Source organism: Nostoc cf. edaphicum LEGE 07299 (assembly GCF_015207245.1).
GTDB classification, from domain to species: Bacteria; Cyanobacteriota; Cyanobacteriia; order Cyanobacteriales; family Nostocaceae; genus Nostoc; species Nostoc edaphicum_B.
Map to the genome: position 1 here is coordinate 1 of NZ_JADEXF010000007.1, position 14,396 is coordinate 14,396.

At 43.3% G+C, this 14,396-nt stretch carries 11 protein-coding genes; 7 read left to right on the forward strand and 4 right to left on the reverse strand.

Annotated elements, in window-relative coordinates; genetic code table 11:
* Nucleotides 1–668: rod shape-determining protein MreC (gene mreC, locus IQ229_RS00435; protein WP_194040298.1), on the reverse strand; the 668-nt coding region annotated here is incomplete at its 3' end.
* 101 nt (nt 669–769) lie between these two features.
* Complete coding sequence (locus tag IQ229_RS00440; protein ID WP_194040314.1) at nt 770–1,777, reverse strand: rod shape-determining protein; 1,008 nt, start codon at nt 1,775–1,777, stop codon at nt 770–772.
* A 372-nt stretch (nt 1,778–2,149) separates the two neighbouring features.
* Here IQ229_RS00440 and IQ229_RS00445 point away from each other — a divergent pair, with 372 nt between their 5' ends.
* Complete coding sequence (locus tag IQ229_RS00445; RefSeq protein ID WP_194040300.1) at nt 2,150–2,512, forward strand: single-stranded DNA-binding protein; 363 nt, start codon at nt 2,150–2,152, stop codon at nt 2,510–2,512.
* Between the two features lie 66 nt (nt 2,513–2,578).
* Here the strand turns inward: IQ229_RS00445 and IQ229_RS00450 are convergent, their stop codons facing one another.
* A complete protein-coding gene (locus IQ229_RS00450; RefSeq protein WP_194040316.1) occupies nt 2,579–3,322 on the reverse strand; it encodes an SIMPL domain-containing protein in 744 nt (247 codons plus the stop codon).
* 325 nt (nt 3,323–3,647) lie between these two features.
* On the opposite strand from IQ229_RS00450, the gene IQ229_RS00455 reads away from it, so the two are divergent.
* The 4 genes from IQ229_RS00455 to sds all read left to right on the forward strand — a co-directional run bounded on the left by IQ229_RS00455 (nt 3,648) and on the right by sds (nt 10,854).
* Complete coding sequence (locus IQ229_RS00455) at nt 3,648–5,126, forward strand: cation:proton antiporter (protein ID WP_194040302.1); 1,479 nt, start codon at nt 3,648–3,650, stop codon at nt 5,124–5,126.
* Nucleotides 5,127–5,778: 652 nt separating this feature from the next.
* Entirely contained in the window at nt 5,779–7,695 is a 1,917-nt protein-coding gene (locus IQ229_RS00460; protein WP_194040304.1) for an N-acetylmuramoyl-L-alanine amidase, read from the forward strand.
* Nucleotides 7,696–7,824: 129 nt separating this feature from the next.
* Nucleotides 7,825–8,691: a glutamate racemase gene (gene murI, locus IQ229_RS00465; RefSeq protein WP_194040306.1), complete on the forward strand. Its 867-nt coding sequence runs from the start codon at nt 7,825–7,827 to the stop codon at nt 8,689–8,691.
* 1,191 nt (nt 8,692–9,882) lie between these two features.
* A complete protein-coding gene (sds, locus tag IQ229_RS00470) occupies nt 9,883–10,854 on the forward strand; it encodes a solanesyl diphosphate synthase (RefSeq protein WP_194040308.1) in 972 nt (323 codons plus the stop codon).
* A gap of 557 nt (nt 10,855–11,411) precedes the next feature.
* Here sds and IQ229_RS00475 read toward each other — a convergent pair.
* Nucleotides 11,412–11,885 carry a hypothetical protein gene (locus IQ229_RS00475; protein ID WP_194040310.1) on the reverse strand — a complete coding sequence of 158 codons (474 nt, stop codon included), beginning with the start codon at nt 11,883–11,885 and terminating at the stop codon, nt 11,412–11,414.
* 204 nt (nt 11,886–12,089) lie between these two features.
* On the opposite strand from IQ229_RS00475, the gene hetZ reads away from it, so the two are divergent.
* Both hetZ and IQ229_RS00485 read left to right on the forward strand, forming a co-directional pair.
* Entirely contained in the window at nt 12,090–13,295 is a 1,206-nt protein-coding gene (gene hetZ, locus IQ229_RS00480) for a heterocyst differentiation protein HetZ (protein ID WP_094352496.1), read from the forward strand.
* Complete coding sequence (locus tag IQ229_RS00485; protein ID WP_194040312.1) at nt 13,288–14,265, forward strand: PatU; 978 nt, start codon at nt 13,288–13,290, stop codon at nt 14,263–14,265. Before hetZ ends, IQ229_RS00485 begins: the two co-directional genes overlap by 8 nt.
* Nucleotides 14,266–14,396 lie beyond the last annotated feature (131 nt).

Consider the following 14,396-nt stretch of genomic DNA (forward strand, 5'->3'; position numbering starts at 1 on the left):
TTTAAATCCAGCGACTTAATTCGTCCTACTGCCAAACCAGAGGGAAATTTCTGACTATAAGTAGATGTGGAAACTAAATCTCCTACTTTCACATTTGGAACTTTTTCATAAAACTCCAATACAGCTTCAGCAGAAGAATCTCCTCGCAAAACGCCTTTAGCTGCTGTGCGGCTAATCGATACACCCACTTGACTTTTGAGATCGCTGATTAACAACACGCGGCTAGTATTAGGAGTTACACTCTCCACCAGACCCACCAATCCGCCTTCTGCCTTGACTACGAAGCCTTCCTGAATCCCCGCATTCGCACCGCGATTCAGCGTAACTTGTTGCCACCATTGGTCAGCACTACGTCCTACCACCCGTGCTGGAATTGGTCGTGATGCCAACGGCTCTTTTTCCACATAGCCTAATAAATCTTGTAACTTTGTCTTTTGACTTTCCAAATCTACTATACGGGTTTGCAATTCCATCATCCGGGCATCTCTGAGACGTTCTTCTGGAGTTGGCCCTGACTGCAACATCTCTAATGGACGAGTAATTGCTTGGTATGTCTCAAGCACTAGTTCACCTTGAGTCTGTCGCAATATCCAAGCACTACCAAGTGCTAAAGCTAACAACCCAATTTGCAACCCTTTACGATCCCACCAACGCCGTATTGTCACCATATATACCTCTATATACTTATATAAATTAAGTTCTACTTGGATTCTATTTATATAGAACCCAAATAGAACTCAAATAGAACTCAATTCTGATATTTTTTTTGCTACATATTGCGAGAGCTTTCGGTAACAACTCGTTCCAACTGTTTAAAGTTTTCTAACACACGACCTGTTCCCAGCACAACACAGCTCAAAGGATCGGCAGCAATGTGGGTAATAATCCCTGTTTCATGGCTAATGAGGGTATCTATGCCTTTGAGCAAAGCACCGCCACCAGCTAACATAATACCTCTGTCAATAATATCTGCTGCCAGTTCTGGCGGTGTGCGTTCTAGTGTCCGCTTCACAGCCTCGATAATTACTGATAGCGGTTCCAACATGCTTTCACGGATTTCTGGGGCTTTGATGGTTACAGTTCGCGGTAGACCCGAAAGCAGGTGTAAGCCTCGGACTTCCATCATTGCGTCATTATCATCATTAGTCGGATAGGCAGAACCAAGCCGAATCTTAATTTCCTCGGCAGTACGTTCACCAATGACTAAGTTATGAACTTTCTTAATATACTGAACGATCGCATCAGTCAGTTCATCTCCAGCAATGCGTACTGATTCGCTGATTACCGTACCTTGAAGACTCAGCACTGCAACTTCTGTTGTGCCACCACCAATATCGATGATCATGTTGCCTGTAGCTTCAGCAACAGGGAGTCCTGCACCAATAGCCGCAGCTACAGGCTCATCGATTAAATAGACTTTTCTGGCTCCTGCTTGGTGAGCCGCATCCATCACAGCTCGTCTTTCTACTCCTGTAACGCCACTGGGAATACCAATGACAATTCGGGGTAGGATTAGAGATTTACCTTCATTTACACGCTGAATAAAGCTTTTCAGCATCAGCTCGGCGATATCAAAGTCAGCGATTACACCATCCCGCAAAGGACGGAGAGCAATCACATTTCCCGGTGTGCGACCGAGCATTTTTTTGGCTTCTTCTCCTACTGCTAGTGCAACCTTTTCGTTGACATCGATAGCAACTACAGAAGGTTCTTGTAGTACAATACCTTTACCAGATACATAAACCAGGGTGTTCGCGGTACCGAGGTCGATACCCATATCCCATGAAGTGCGAAAGTTCCTAAAAATACCCACGCGTCTGTAAGCCCCCTATGTGCGATACTTTTTGACTACAACGGTAATAGTTAATTGTGCCGGATTTGATAAAGTTCTTATCCTGAGTTGAGTCAGTTAGACTATATTTTTATATGATTCCCAGGAATATTTAGTATGTCTCAAGCCCCGTACTTTTTGATATTCTCTGGTTAGATTAGTATATCCGTATATTTTTATGTGTTTCTCCAAATAGTGTGTATAAATTTTCAAGTCAATTATATTGTTAACTGTTTAACACATTATTTTCAAGTCTTTCACAATTCGCTATGATGAAAGTCGAAATTGCTAAGTACGTTTGTACTGAAAGGTAACGCGATGAGTATTAATGTTGTCACCCTCATTGGTCGTGTAGGCGGCGACCCAGAGATTAAGTATTTTGAGTCTGGTAGTGTGAAGTGTAGATTGACACTAGCTGTTAATCGTCGCACAAAAGAAGGTGAACATACCGACTGGTTTAATTTGGAACTATGGGGAAAAACGGCGGAGGTGGCAGGTAATTATGTACGTAAAGGCAGACAAATTGCTGTCAAAGGTTCCTTAAAGTTTGACACATGGAGCGATCGCCAAACAGGGGCAAACCGCTCATCCCCAGTGATCCAAGTAGATCAGCTGGATTTATTAGGCTCTAAGCGAGATGCAGAAGGTGGTACAGGAGATATGTCTTCAGAACATTTTTAATTGGGCATTGGACATTGATTATTAGTCCTTTGCCTTTACAAATGACAAAGGACTAATGACAAATGACTAATAACTAATTTGCAGCGTCACCGATGCTTCTACTTGCTGTTCGCCACCAACAATAGGGGTGGAAGCATCAGCGGATTTCGCAGCCTCAGCCCGTAAAAACATTGGTGGTGGTGGAGGCGCACTGGCATTATTAACTTGAATGCTAACTATTTCTTTGGATTTAAAACCCAAGGCACTAAAAACGGCATCAGCTTGCTGTCGTGCATCTTGAGTAGCTTCTTTTAATGCTTGCTTTTGAGCCGCTGCGATCGCTTCATCATTCGCAACAAAACTAATGCCGTTAATTTGTGTTGCACCGGCTTTGACTGCATCATCCAATAATGTCCCAGCTTGCTCAACAGGAATACTAAAACTCACAGTGTTAGTGGCAGCATAGCCTGTAATCCGCTGCACATTATTGGTGTAGCTGTAAACCGGATTGAGACGGATACCGGTAGTTTGTAATTTTTCAACATTTTTGCTCTTGAGAAACGCAACCACCGCAGATGACCTCTGAGCGGCTTCTTGCTGTACCTCTTGGGCTGTTTTCCCCTGAATCTCCACTCCTAAACTTACTTGTGCCAGAGTTGTTGGAATTGTTTCCACTCCACGACCACTGACACTAAGGGTTCGCCACAATTTATCTTTTTCTTGTGCGAATGCAGGTAGTACAAAAGTTGCACATACAAGCATTGCTAAAGGCAGTATTTTCCACAGGTTTCCCGATGGAAATTGAGAACCGGGTAAGGCGGCTCTAGTCATCATATTTGCACTCCTCACAGTATCCACAGATGTTTTGAATAAAGGTATGTAGCAATCTTCTGGTGGTCGTTGAGAGCCAACAGCCACCATCAGTTTTTCACAACTCAAGTGCGATCGCTAGATACGATTTGTATGTTCTTACTTTGACACTGCGATCGTCAAAAGCTGAAATGGTTACATTTTTTGAAACTAAAAAAATTACATCAATGCTGCACAGCGTATTTTAAACGTTGACGCTGTATTCATTTTGAATTCGGACTGCTTCACCATAGGATGTTTTTCAGAAACGCGTCAGAATCAAAGAGAAGGATTTTCAGAGAACCTAATGCATTTGTTAGATACAATCAACTTCTCTTTTCCTCTGCTGGCCAGCGCAACAGAAGCCGCAGACAGTTCAATGGTAGTCGAAGCAGTACTACTAAGCTTAGTAGTCGTTTATCTCGCCAGCAAAGTTGGTGGAGAGTTATCAAACCAAGTGGGTTTGCCGCCTGTTTTAGGTGAACTCGTTGGCGGTGTAGTAGTTGGCATCTCTGTTTTCCACCTTTTGGTATTTCCAGAAGGCGGCACAGACAGTTCTAACTCTTTGATTATGTTCTTCCTTCAAACTACTGCTGGTTTAACGCCTGAAGCCACTCCAGCAGTGTTTGCAGCCCAGTCCGAGGTCATTTCCGTTCTGGCAGAATTGGGCGTGATCATTCTGCTGTTTGAAATCGGCTTGGAGTCGAATTTAAAAGATTTAATGGCAGTTGGTATTCAAGCCACCGTCGTAGCAATAGTGGGGGTAGTAGTACCCTTTGCAGCTGGTACTGTGGGACTGATGACTTTGTTTGGGATTGGGGCTGTACCCGCAATTTTTGCAGGGGCGGCTTTGACTGCTACTAGTATTGGTATTACATCCAAAGTGCTGTCAGAACTGGGGCGACTCAATTCTAAAGAAGGGCAGATTATTTTGGGTGCTGCTGTAATTGATGACGTACTAGGCATCATCGTTTTAGCGGTAGTTGCCAGTTTAGCTAAAGACGGCGTGGTAGATGTCAGCAAAGTCATTTATTTGATTATCAGCGCCACTGGTTTTATTTTGGGAGCAATCCTACTAGGCAATGTTTTCAATAAGTCCTTTGTAGCGATCGCCGATCAACTCAAGACACGCGGTGGACTAGTAATCCCAGCATTCATTTTCGCCTTTGCGATGGCATACCTTGCTGCCGTCATCCACTTAGAAGCAATTCTGGGAGCTTTTGCGGCGGGTTTAGTTTTAGAAGAGACAGATAAGCGTAAAGAACTGCAAAGGCAAGTCTGTCCCATTGCTGATATGTTAGTGCCAATTTTCTTTGTGACTGTTGGCGCAAAAACCGATTTGGGAGTGTTAAACCCAGCAATTCCCGATAATCGGGAAGGTCTAATTATGGCAACTTTCCTGATCATAGTAGCCATTCTCGGTAAAGTTATCACAGGCTTAAGCGTGTTTGGTCAACCGGAAATCAACCGTTTAGCGATCGGTGTGGGGATGATTCCGAGAGGCGAGGTTGGGTTAGTGTTTGCTGGTGTCGGCGCTGCCAGTGGCGCTCTCTCGAAACCATTAGGAGCAGCAATTATCATGATGGTTATCTTGACAACCTTTTTAGCTCCTCCATTGTTACGATTTGTGTTTCCAGATCCAAAAACCGTGGACGGAAGCTCAGAGCAACTAATTTTAGACGGTTCCTCTGGGACTTCGTTGGTAATTGAACCACCTCAGTCGAGGGTGCCAGCATCAAATGACAGCAGCAATTTGGGAGTAACTCCAGATTCTGGCGATCGTTAATTATTGGGAATGGGGAATGGGGCATTGGGCATTGGGCATAGGAAGAGGCAGAGGTGCAAAGGGGCAGAGGGGCAGAGGGGAAAGACTTACTGCTACTTCTCCTCTGCTCTCCTGTTCCTCTGCTCCCCTGCTCCCCTCCTCCTCTGCTCCAATTGTGCAGTGGAAACTTCTATCCTCAAATCTCCGTCCCGTGTGATTGTAGAATAATCATTTGTTTATAATTTCTACCAGCATTCAGAATGTTACTTAATTTTTAGTCTCCCTCGGCTTGTGAGCCTTTATCTGAATATTTTCCAGATAATTGGGGAGTAACACCCATAAATCTTGCTAGATCGTTTGACAGTAATGGGAATTATTTACTCAGTGCATCGATGGCAGCAAAGAACAAACACTTATCAGTAAACAGCTATCAATTATCAGTTTTCTAGCTTTATTGGGAGTCAGAGTTCTCCATCTGTAAAGGTGGAAGGTTTCGCATGGGGATTTAAACTTAATTTGAAACCCGATCAATGATTTAAGTGTGTTTAAATACTGGCTTAAAAATCAAACAAGGGATTCAGAGGTCAAGTTTAGGTGGTGATGGTGTGATGATGATTTACCAATGAGTTGAGATATTGACGGCTCCCATGAATGTGAATTAGGAGAAAGGACTGTGAAATTACATTGGTTACTACCCAGCACTATTGGAACTATCTTCATGCTATCGTCGCCAGCAATGGCCGCGAGACTTGAATCTTGGCGCTTTGATGCCAATCAAAACAAGCTAGAAATTAATACTCAAGGGGATGTTCAACCCCAAGCACAATTAATTTTTAACCCGACTCGACTAGTAATTGATTTACCAGGAACCACATTTGGCCGCCCGCAGCTAACCCAACAAGTGGGCGGTGCAATTCGTTCTATTCGTGTTGGGCAGTTTGACGAACAAACAACGCGGATAGTGGTTGAACTCACTCCTGGTTATAGTTTAGACCCCAAACGAGTGCAATTTGTGGGTACAACTGGCGATCGCTGGACAGTGCAATTACCTACGCCAGAAGCGGACAATGTACCTGCAAGAAACACTGAGGGGCAACCAGAACAGGCTATAGCCACTGATACTTCACCCAGAACATCTACACAAACATTCCCCCCAAGAAATATTTACAATGTGGTAACAAGCGGCTCTGTAAATCCGCTGAACACCAGACCACTGAACAACAGAATGGTTGTCGCCAAAGTGACTCAAATTGAGAACTTACAAGTCACTGGTGATGGTTTTTTTATCCGCACCAATGGTGGTAATCCTCAAATTCAGGTAAATCGCAGCAACGATCAGAAGGCAATTAACATCGACATTGCTGGCGCGACTCTATCACCAAGTTTAGAGCAGCGAGATTTGTCGATTAATCGTTATGGTGTTAGCCGTATCCAGTTCACCCAACTGCAAACCAACCCATCTGTTGTTCGCCTGACTTTACAAGTAGATGAAAATAGTCAAAATTGGCGAGCAACTACTAGCAGTGTTGGTGGTTTCGTGGTTCTACCCAGTCGTGGAGTTGCCCAGCTGCCTGGAAGTAACAATCCACGTCCCATAGCACCAAGTAACACACCTGCTAACATTCAGTCTGTGCAACTGGCTAATAATGGTACACAATTGCTGATTCGAGCCGACCAAACTTTATCTGCTACAGGAGGCTGGGATAGAACCTCTGGTCTGTTCCGTATCACTATCAACAATGCTAAGTTAGCTCCCAAAGTCACAGGCCCGACTTTCAATCCTAATAGCCCGATTTTGCGGGTACGCCTGCAACCACAAGAATCCAACACTGTCACCGTCTTGGTTCAACCAGCAGCTGGAGTACAAATTGGGGAACTCAACCAAGTTGGCGACCAGCTTTTAGCTTTAGAATTACGACGCTCTAGTAGCAGCATCACACCGCCCATTGCTTTACCTCCTCTGCCATTACCAGACCAAGGACAATTACCAAATTCCATAGATAATCCCCGTCCAATCTCCCAGCCACGACCACGCCCCTCAGCTCCCAGAGGGAAATTGCTAGTAGTTATTGACCCAGGACATGGTGGAAAAGACTCAGGTGCCCCTGGTTTGGGGGGACTTCTAGAAAAGGATGTAATTCTGCCTATTGGGAAAAGGGTAGGAGCAATTTTAGAGCAAAACGGTGTGCAAGCGGTACTAACACGAGATGCCGACTTTTTCGTAGAACTTCAGGGACGGGTAGATATTGCCAAGCGAGTTAACGCGACTTTGTTTGTCAGCATTCACGCTAATTCCATTGAGAATCGCCCTGATGTCAATGGCTTAGAAGTTTATTATTACGAGAGCGGTTATGGTCTGGCTGAAGTAGTTCGTAAAAGCATTCTCCAAGACATCGGCACTATTAAAGACCGGGGAACTCGCAAAGCCAGATTCTATGTTCTTAGGAAAAGCTCCATGCCTTCGATTTTGGTAGAAACAGGCTATATGAGTGGTTACGAGGATAATCCCAGATTGGGAACACCAGAATATCAAAATCGGATGGCAGAAGCGATCGCTCGTGGCATTCTAAAATACTTACAGCAGAGGTAATATAGTACAAATTACTAGTTAAAGAGGTGGTATTTAAACTTCTTTGAGGCGCAGAATTTAGTGGTCAAATTGGAGATTGTCTGCTAAATTCTGTATTTTAAATCCCAAAACCTAAATATATATCTGCCTGTGTATTCATCTTCCATTTTTGAAGGGAATCTTGACGATTTTTCCGAGCGAGAACCCCAACGTGCCCCAATTGGCATCTTTGATAGTGGTGTGGGTGGGCTAACAGTACTGCGACAAGTATATCGACAACTCCCCAATGAATCAATTGTTTACTTTGGGGATACAGCTAGACTTCCTTACGGAATTCGTTCACAAGCAGAAATTTTACGATTTACACGTGAAATTATTACCTGGCTACAACAGCAGCAGGTAAAAATGGTAATTATGGCTTGCAACACCAGTTCTGCCTTAGCCCTAGAAACCGTGCGTCAAGAATTCAGCATACCTATTTTGGGAGTAATCCTACCAGGTGCAAAAGCTGCGGTGCAGCAAGGAAAGCGGATTGGTGTAATTGCCACTCCAGCTACAGCTAAAAGTAATGCTTATAAGCACGCTATTCTCGAAATTGCTCCCGATGTCCAAGTCTGGCAAGTTGGATGTCCAGAGTTTGTGCCACTGATTGAGCAAAACCGCATTCACGATCCTTACACTGCTGAAGTCGCACGAGCCTACCTAGAGCCTTTATTAGAGCAGGAAATTGACACCCTAGTTCACGGCTGTACTCATTATCCCCACCTTACACCAGTACTGCGATCGCTCCTCCCCTCTCAAGTTCAGTTGGTCGATCCAGCTGTTCATGTTGTGGCAGCTTGTGCGCAAGAACTAGACTTACTAGGCTTAAGAAATACTCATTTACCATTACCAACTCGCTTCGCCGTCAGCGGTTGTCCGCAACAGTTTTCCCAATCAGGAGTGCAGTGGCTAGGCTATACCCCAATGGTTGAAGAGGTTTCTTTCACCGATATCGCTATTTCCCAACTCCAATAAAACTAATTAGTCCTTAGTCTTTAGTCCTTAGTCATTTATCGAAACAAAGGACAAAGGACAAATGACTATTGACTATTGACTATTAACTGATATCTCCTGCTTGTGTTTTCCTTCGGTAGATGAAGGGAAACTTGTAGGAACAGTCTTTGTACCCGTTCGCTTCGCCAGTGCTAATAACAGGTAGACTGTGAACAAATATCCAGAGGCTAAAATAAAAATCATCATAGGTATACTTCCGTAAATCATTGTTCTACTAGCACCCTTCTAAACGAATATAAAATTTCATACAATTAGTAGAACCTCAGCCAAGCAAGTGCATTCTTGATGACTGTAGTTTCCTATGGTAAAATTACCTATAGAGATAAAATCCTCTACGGACAAAGAATTTATGACCTAATGCGACTTCTTGCAAACCATAGATCCCACAGCAGTTAGCTTGCCGTTTAGCAATCTAAAACTACGATTCTCAGCGGTCTACTCGATCTGCTTTATTTTTGCTCAAACTGCTGTGAAAAGAGCAATGCTTGCGCTCTACGTGCGCGGAGTACGTGTAGCGCCTTCCCATAGGGATATCACACAGCTCCAAACCAGGAGTTTTGCCTATCGTAGGAAAAATTAAAGAATTTATTCCCTTAATCTAACCGACGAATACTTATTTTAGAATCACAACACCAAGCCAGTAAAATCAACTAGTCGCTGACTTAACTTTCGGGGTGCGAATATCTTACAAAATTTAAAATTCCTATATGTTAGCGTAACACAACGACCCTGGATTTTGAGCTTATTCGGCTGCTAAATTTCAAATTTTTGAAGAGCTACACCTCAATCTGGATAAATTTAGCCTTACCTCTTGGCGACAAATTTAAATTGCTTCCTTTTTGTCAATAAGTAATATTGCTTAAATTATCTGTGGAACTGTGGCAAGAAAGGTGAGATGAGAAACTACTTAACACAATTTAATCTGGCATTTATCCCGTGTACTGAGAATTAATGTTTCAAGTTAGTTTAAAGTTTGAGAAACACCAATTAAGTACAATTGCTTATTGACAAAAATTTTGGCAACCTTAATTATCACCCATAGACTCATAAAAACGGGATTACCTGATGAAAACTTTGCGCTGGCACAGGGTTATCTTAAAATGAGTATAGGATATGTAAACTTTCGTAACCTAAGTCAGAGTCCGCCCATCCATGACCCCAGCCACCTCCCTGTTTACCCCTGTGGAAGCAGACCTGCGACTACTAGCAGATAACCTAAAACAGCTAGTTGGAAATCGCCACCCCATTCTGTTTGCAGCAGCCGAACATTTATTCGGAGCTGGGGGAAAGCGTATCAGACCAGCAATTGTCCTGCTAATATCGCGGGCAACAATGTTAGAACAAGATATCACACCGCGTCATCGCCGCCTTGCTGAGATTACAGAAATGATTCACACAGCAAGCTTGGTACATGATGATGTGGTAGATGAATCAGACGTGCGGCGAGGCGTTCCTACCGTTCACAGTTTGTTCGGGAACCGCATTGCCATCTTAGCAGGAGATTTTCTCTTTGCCCAATCCTCCTGGTATTTAGCAAACTTGGACAATTTGGAGGTAGTGAAACTCCTCTCAGAAGTCATTATGGATCTGGCTACTGGGGAGATTCAGCAGGGACTAAATCGTTTTGATGCTGGTATCTCTATTGAAACTTACATTGAGAAGAGTTACTACAAAACAGCTTCATTAATTGCCAATAGTTCTAAAGCTGCTGGGTTACTCAGTGAAGTTTCGCGAGAAACTGTTGAGCATCTATATAGCTACGGTCGTCATTTTGGTATAGCATTTCAAATTGTTGATGACATTTTAGATTTCACCAGTACAACAGATACCTTGGGTAAACCAGTGGGGTCGGATCTCAAAAGTGGTAATCTAACTGCACCCGTTTTATTTGCTTTGGCAGAAAAACCATCTTTGGAAGTGCTGATTGAACGAGAGTTTGCTCAAGAAGGAGATTTAGAGCAAGCACTAGCATTGATTCAAGATAGTCAAGGTATACAGCAGGCGCGAGAGTTAGCTGCTCACCATGCTAAGTTGGCAATTGAACATCTTGCAGTTCTCCCATTCTCAGAATCCCACCAGGCATTGATTAACATCGCTGAGTACACACTGAGTCGCCTCTATTAAATCAGTTATCAGAGTTCTCAGGTAGAAAGTGGGGATTTAGATGTAGGTTGGTTGTGGCTTCCGTAACGTACCTAAAACCTAAAATGTTGTGTTGTGCTAACGCTTTAACACACTAAAGCAGTTTTATGTTTAATCCAATCCACTTATTTAGCAGGTAGAAAGTGGGGTTTTCTTTGGAAGTTCTTTGGGATTTCCAAAAAATAAATTACTACTACTTGTAGGGTGGATAGTATTCGACTGAGCGCTCACTCTAAAAACTTGCCCGCTTTTGGTTACTGGGCAACTCACGATCAAGAATCGGATATTTTTTGATGTGAAAGTTTTTAAGTATAAAACTCTGCTTCACTAGCAAACTAAAACTTTAAACCGAAAAAATGTTCACTGATAACTGTTTTTTAATCAATTCTAGGTTTCACCAAGAGTTGAGTTAGTCGCATGGTGTAACGGAAAGAAAAAATTTATTTTTTCACTGATTTAGAAAACTTTTTTAAAAGAATTTGAGATTTAAAATTTTGGATGTGGGATTGTATCTAAAAAACTCCACATCCAAATTTTTTCTATGCAATATCAGGGGGGATCTGTTTAGGCGATCGCTGTTGTCGTAACTGTTTCTGCATGAGTTTTTCTAGTTCAGTTCGCCGAACTTCGACGGTATGGGTGGTCTTACCCGGCGTCTCCAAAAAAACGATACTATCTACGGGTTCTAATGCCACCAATTGGAACAAAATATGGGTGACAGGAGTAATTTTAGCTAGCATTTGAGGGTCAAGCCCATCAGGGGAAATTAGAGAGACATCCTGTATGGTAGGGAAAGCGTAAATCACACGCTTTTCCAATCCTGGATTAGCACGATTGCTCAACGTAGTTAAAACCCAGCTTGCCTCCGAATTTTGGAGAATGTAGTACTGGGAGTAGCGTAATTTTTGAGCGATCGCTCTAAGGGCAGGAGCAATTGCTGCAACAAGATGTGGTGTTATACCATCGCGGGGTGCATTGTCAATCAGCAATTGAATTTGTGCTTCTAAATCCATAATGACTTGTATACGACTCTTGGGTAATGGCAATAACATCTATCAAGTGTGAACAATCCCATCAGAATTGGGAATAATAAAATCAGCCATATCCTAAATATAGGATTGGTCTGCGTTTAGCTTATACGTAAAACCAAACCAGCCAATACCCACAGTCGTACAGGTTGTATTTAAGTAAGTTAGGGTCTTTTGAAAACCAAGACTATGAATTCAGCCGCAACCGCAACTATTCCATCTGCAACTATTCTGGGAGAAAATTCTACAGGCGTGGAGGCGATCTTTCAACTCCTGTCCAAGGAGTTTCAGCAGTCAACTAAAGCTTCGGAACAGAATTGCCACGACGTAGCAAGACGTATTACCACCGAAGTCTACCGGATTTGTCATGAGAGTAAACGTATCCAAGCTTCTGGATCTGTAGAAAGCTCGGCGATGACCCTGGCTCGGCATCGGCTGCAACAGTGTCTCAGGTACTATCAGTTGGGTTCAAATCGGGGCAGGGTCGAATTACACAGTACTTTGAGTGCAATTATTTATCGATATATTAATCCTCCTCAGAAGCAATTGAGCTATCAAGGGCGGCTGACAATAATTGAAGATTTCCTCCAGAGTTTTTATCTAGAGGCGTTGAACGCTTTCCGCCGAGAAAATCAACTCGGTGCCACTTATCGCCCTCAGACGCTCTTGGAATTGTCCGAGTATATGGCATTTACCGAGCGCTACGGCAAGCGACGCATTCCTTTACCAGGCCGTCAGCAACAGCTAATTATCCTGCGGGCGCAAACTTTTTCCCAACAGCAGCCTCCAGAAACCAGCGTAGATATAGAACAAGCCGCAGAAGGTAGCAATAATGAAGGTGACGGTTCTTGGGAAGAACCAGCAATTCACCAATTGCGCTCCACAATGGCAACGCAAGCCGAACCCGAACCCGAAGAAGACACCTTGCGCTCCGTTGTTGTTACGGAATTAATGAATTATCTCGAACAACGACAACAATCTGACTGCGCTGATTATTTTTCTCTCCGCCTCCAAGATTTATCAGCACAGGAAATTGAATCGGTTTTAGGTTTAACCCCTCGTCAGAGAGATTATTTGCAGCAGCGCTTTAAGTATCATTTGATTCGGTTTGCCCTGTTGCACCGTTGGGAATTAGTTCACGAGTGGCTGGAAGCTTCTTTGCACACCAATTTGGGTTTAACTCCCCAGCAATGGCAAGTATATACAGCACAGCTGGACAATAAGCAACGGTCTTTATTAGAGTTGAAGCAACAAGGACAAGCTGATGAAAAAATAGCAAAAACTTTAGGGCTGTCAATGGCACAACTGCAAAAACGATGGTTTAAGATTCTTGAGCAAGCTTGGGAAATTCGTAACTCATTAGTTTCCGGATCAGGTGCATCTACTCATGAATAGTGACTCAGAATCCTTACAACACCGGTGTCTCGATTGGTTATTGACAGATGATGTCAAAAATAACGAGCAATCGGTAGAAGGTGAGGAAAATGACGGGGTAAAAAACCTCCTCAACGAAGCCACTGCTTCAAAAAACAGTGAGCCAAAATTGGGAGGAACGCCCCAGACCTTTCAATTGGGAGAAATTCCTACTGTGCAAGATCGTTTTCAATCTGTCCTTAAGAATCGGTTACAAATCCAAGCTCAAGACCACCCACCGTTGTTTCCCTGGGAAACACAATTAATCGAATATCCTGATTTTGTTGATGAGCCGTCAATGACACTCGTTCCTAGCTGGGGATGGATGGTACAACAGTCAAAGTTGACCTTGCCAACCCGCTTACCGGAAAGAGTTTTCCAGCAATTGCTAGAACAATGTCAGGCTTTAGTGACATCTTCAGTACCGTTGGGGGCAAAATTAGTTCAAGTGGTGGAGAACTTTTTTCCCAATGAGTCTCAAGCACTAAATGATATAGCTGGATTGGTGCTAAGAAGCACCTATCGGTCTGCAAGTACTTTGGAGACAATGCCCGCTATTCAGAGCGATTACTCAGATTTACAACCGCGTCAACAGATGGCTTTGTCGTTGCTAGCAGCTAAACAACTGCTGGAAAATCTGACTCTACCAGTTTCAGCAACCAGTCCGGTGGTAGAAAGACAATGGCTAACCAGTGTTGGTGCTTTGAACATCAGAGTAGAATACCAGTCTCTAGGTAAACTTACGAAGTTGCTTGTTCAAGCTGAGTTACCTGTTAAAGGAACTTTGACCCTGCGGGGAAGTGGCACTTTAGCAATGACAACATCTTCGACTTCGGGATACTTAAATGTAGAGTTAGGCTGCGAGCAACTTAACCCAACTTATACCCTGGAAGTTGAATTTCCAGAAATAGACGAACAGTCGTTGTTATTTGTGATTAATTCCACGATTTAGTTTAAATTGCCACCGCTAGCACACTATGTCAATCAACGCCGATATATATTAAGAGGATTTTCCTGGTTTTGAAGCTCATCCTATTTTTCAACAAGCGGTCATTAGGGTGTCTACGAGAAGCAGTTATTACA

Excerpts from the sequence above, each read along its gene's own strand:
- IQ229_RS00475 (WP_194040310.1), bottom strand. The coding sequence starts at position 11,885 with ATGGATTTAGAAGCACAAATTCAATTGCTGATTGACAATGCACCCCGC.
- IQ229_RS00455 (WP_194040302.1), top strand. The coding sequence starts at position 3,648 with ATGCATTTGTTAGATACAATCAACTTCTCTTTTCCTCTGCTGGCCAGC.
- IQ229_RS00485 (WP_194040312.1), top strand. The coding sequence starts at position 13,288 with ATGAATAGTGACTCAGAATCCTTACAACACCGGTGTCTCGATTGGTTA.
- hetZ (WP_094352496.1), top strand. The coding sequence starts at position 12,090 with ATGAATTCAGCCGCAACCGCAACTATTCCATCTGCAACTATTCTGGGA.
- IQ229_RS00440 (WP_194040314.1), bottom strand. The coding sequence starts at position 1,777 with ATGGGTATCGACCTCGGTACCGCGAACACCCTGGTTTATGTATCTGGT.
- IQ229_RS00450 (WP_194040316.1), bottom strand. The coding sequence starts at position 3,322 with ATGACTAGAGCCGCCTTACCCGGTTCTCAATTTCCATCGGGAAACCTG.
- IQ229_RS00445 (WP_194040300.1), top strand. The coding sequence starts at position 2,150 with ATGAGTATTAATGTTGTCACCCTCATTGGTCGTGTAGGCGGCGACCCA.
- sds (WP_194040308.1), top strand. The coding sequence starts at position 9,883 with ATGACCCCAGCCACCTCCCTGTTTACCCCTGTGGAAGCAGACCTGCGA.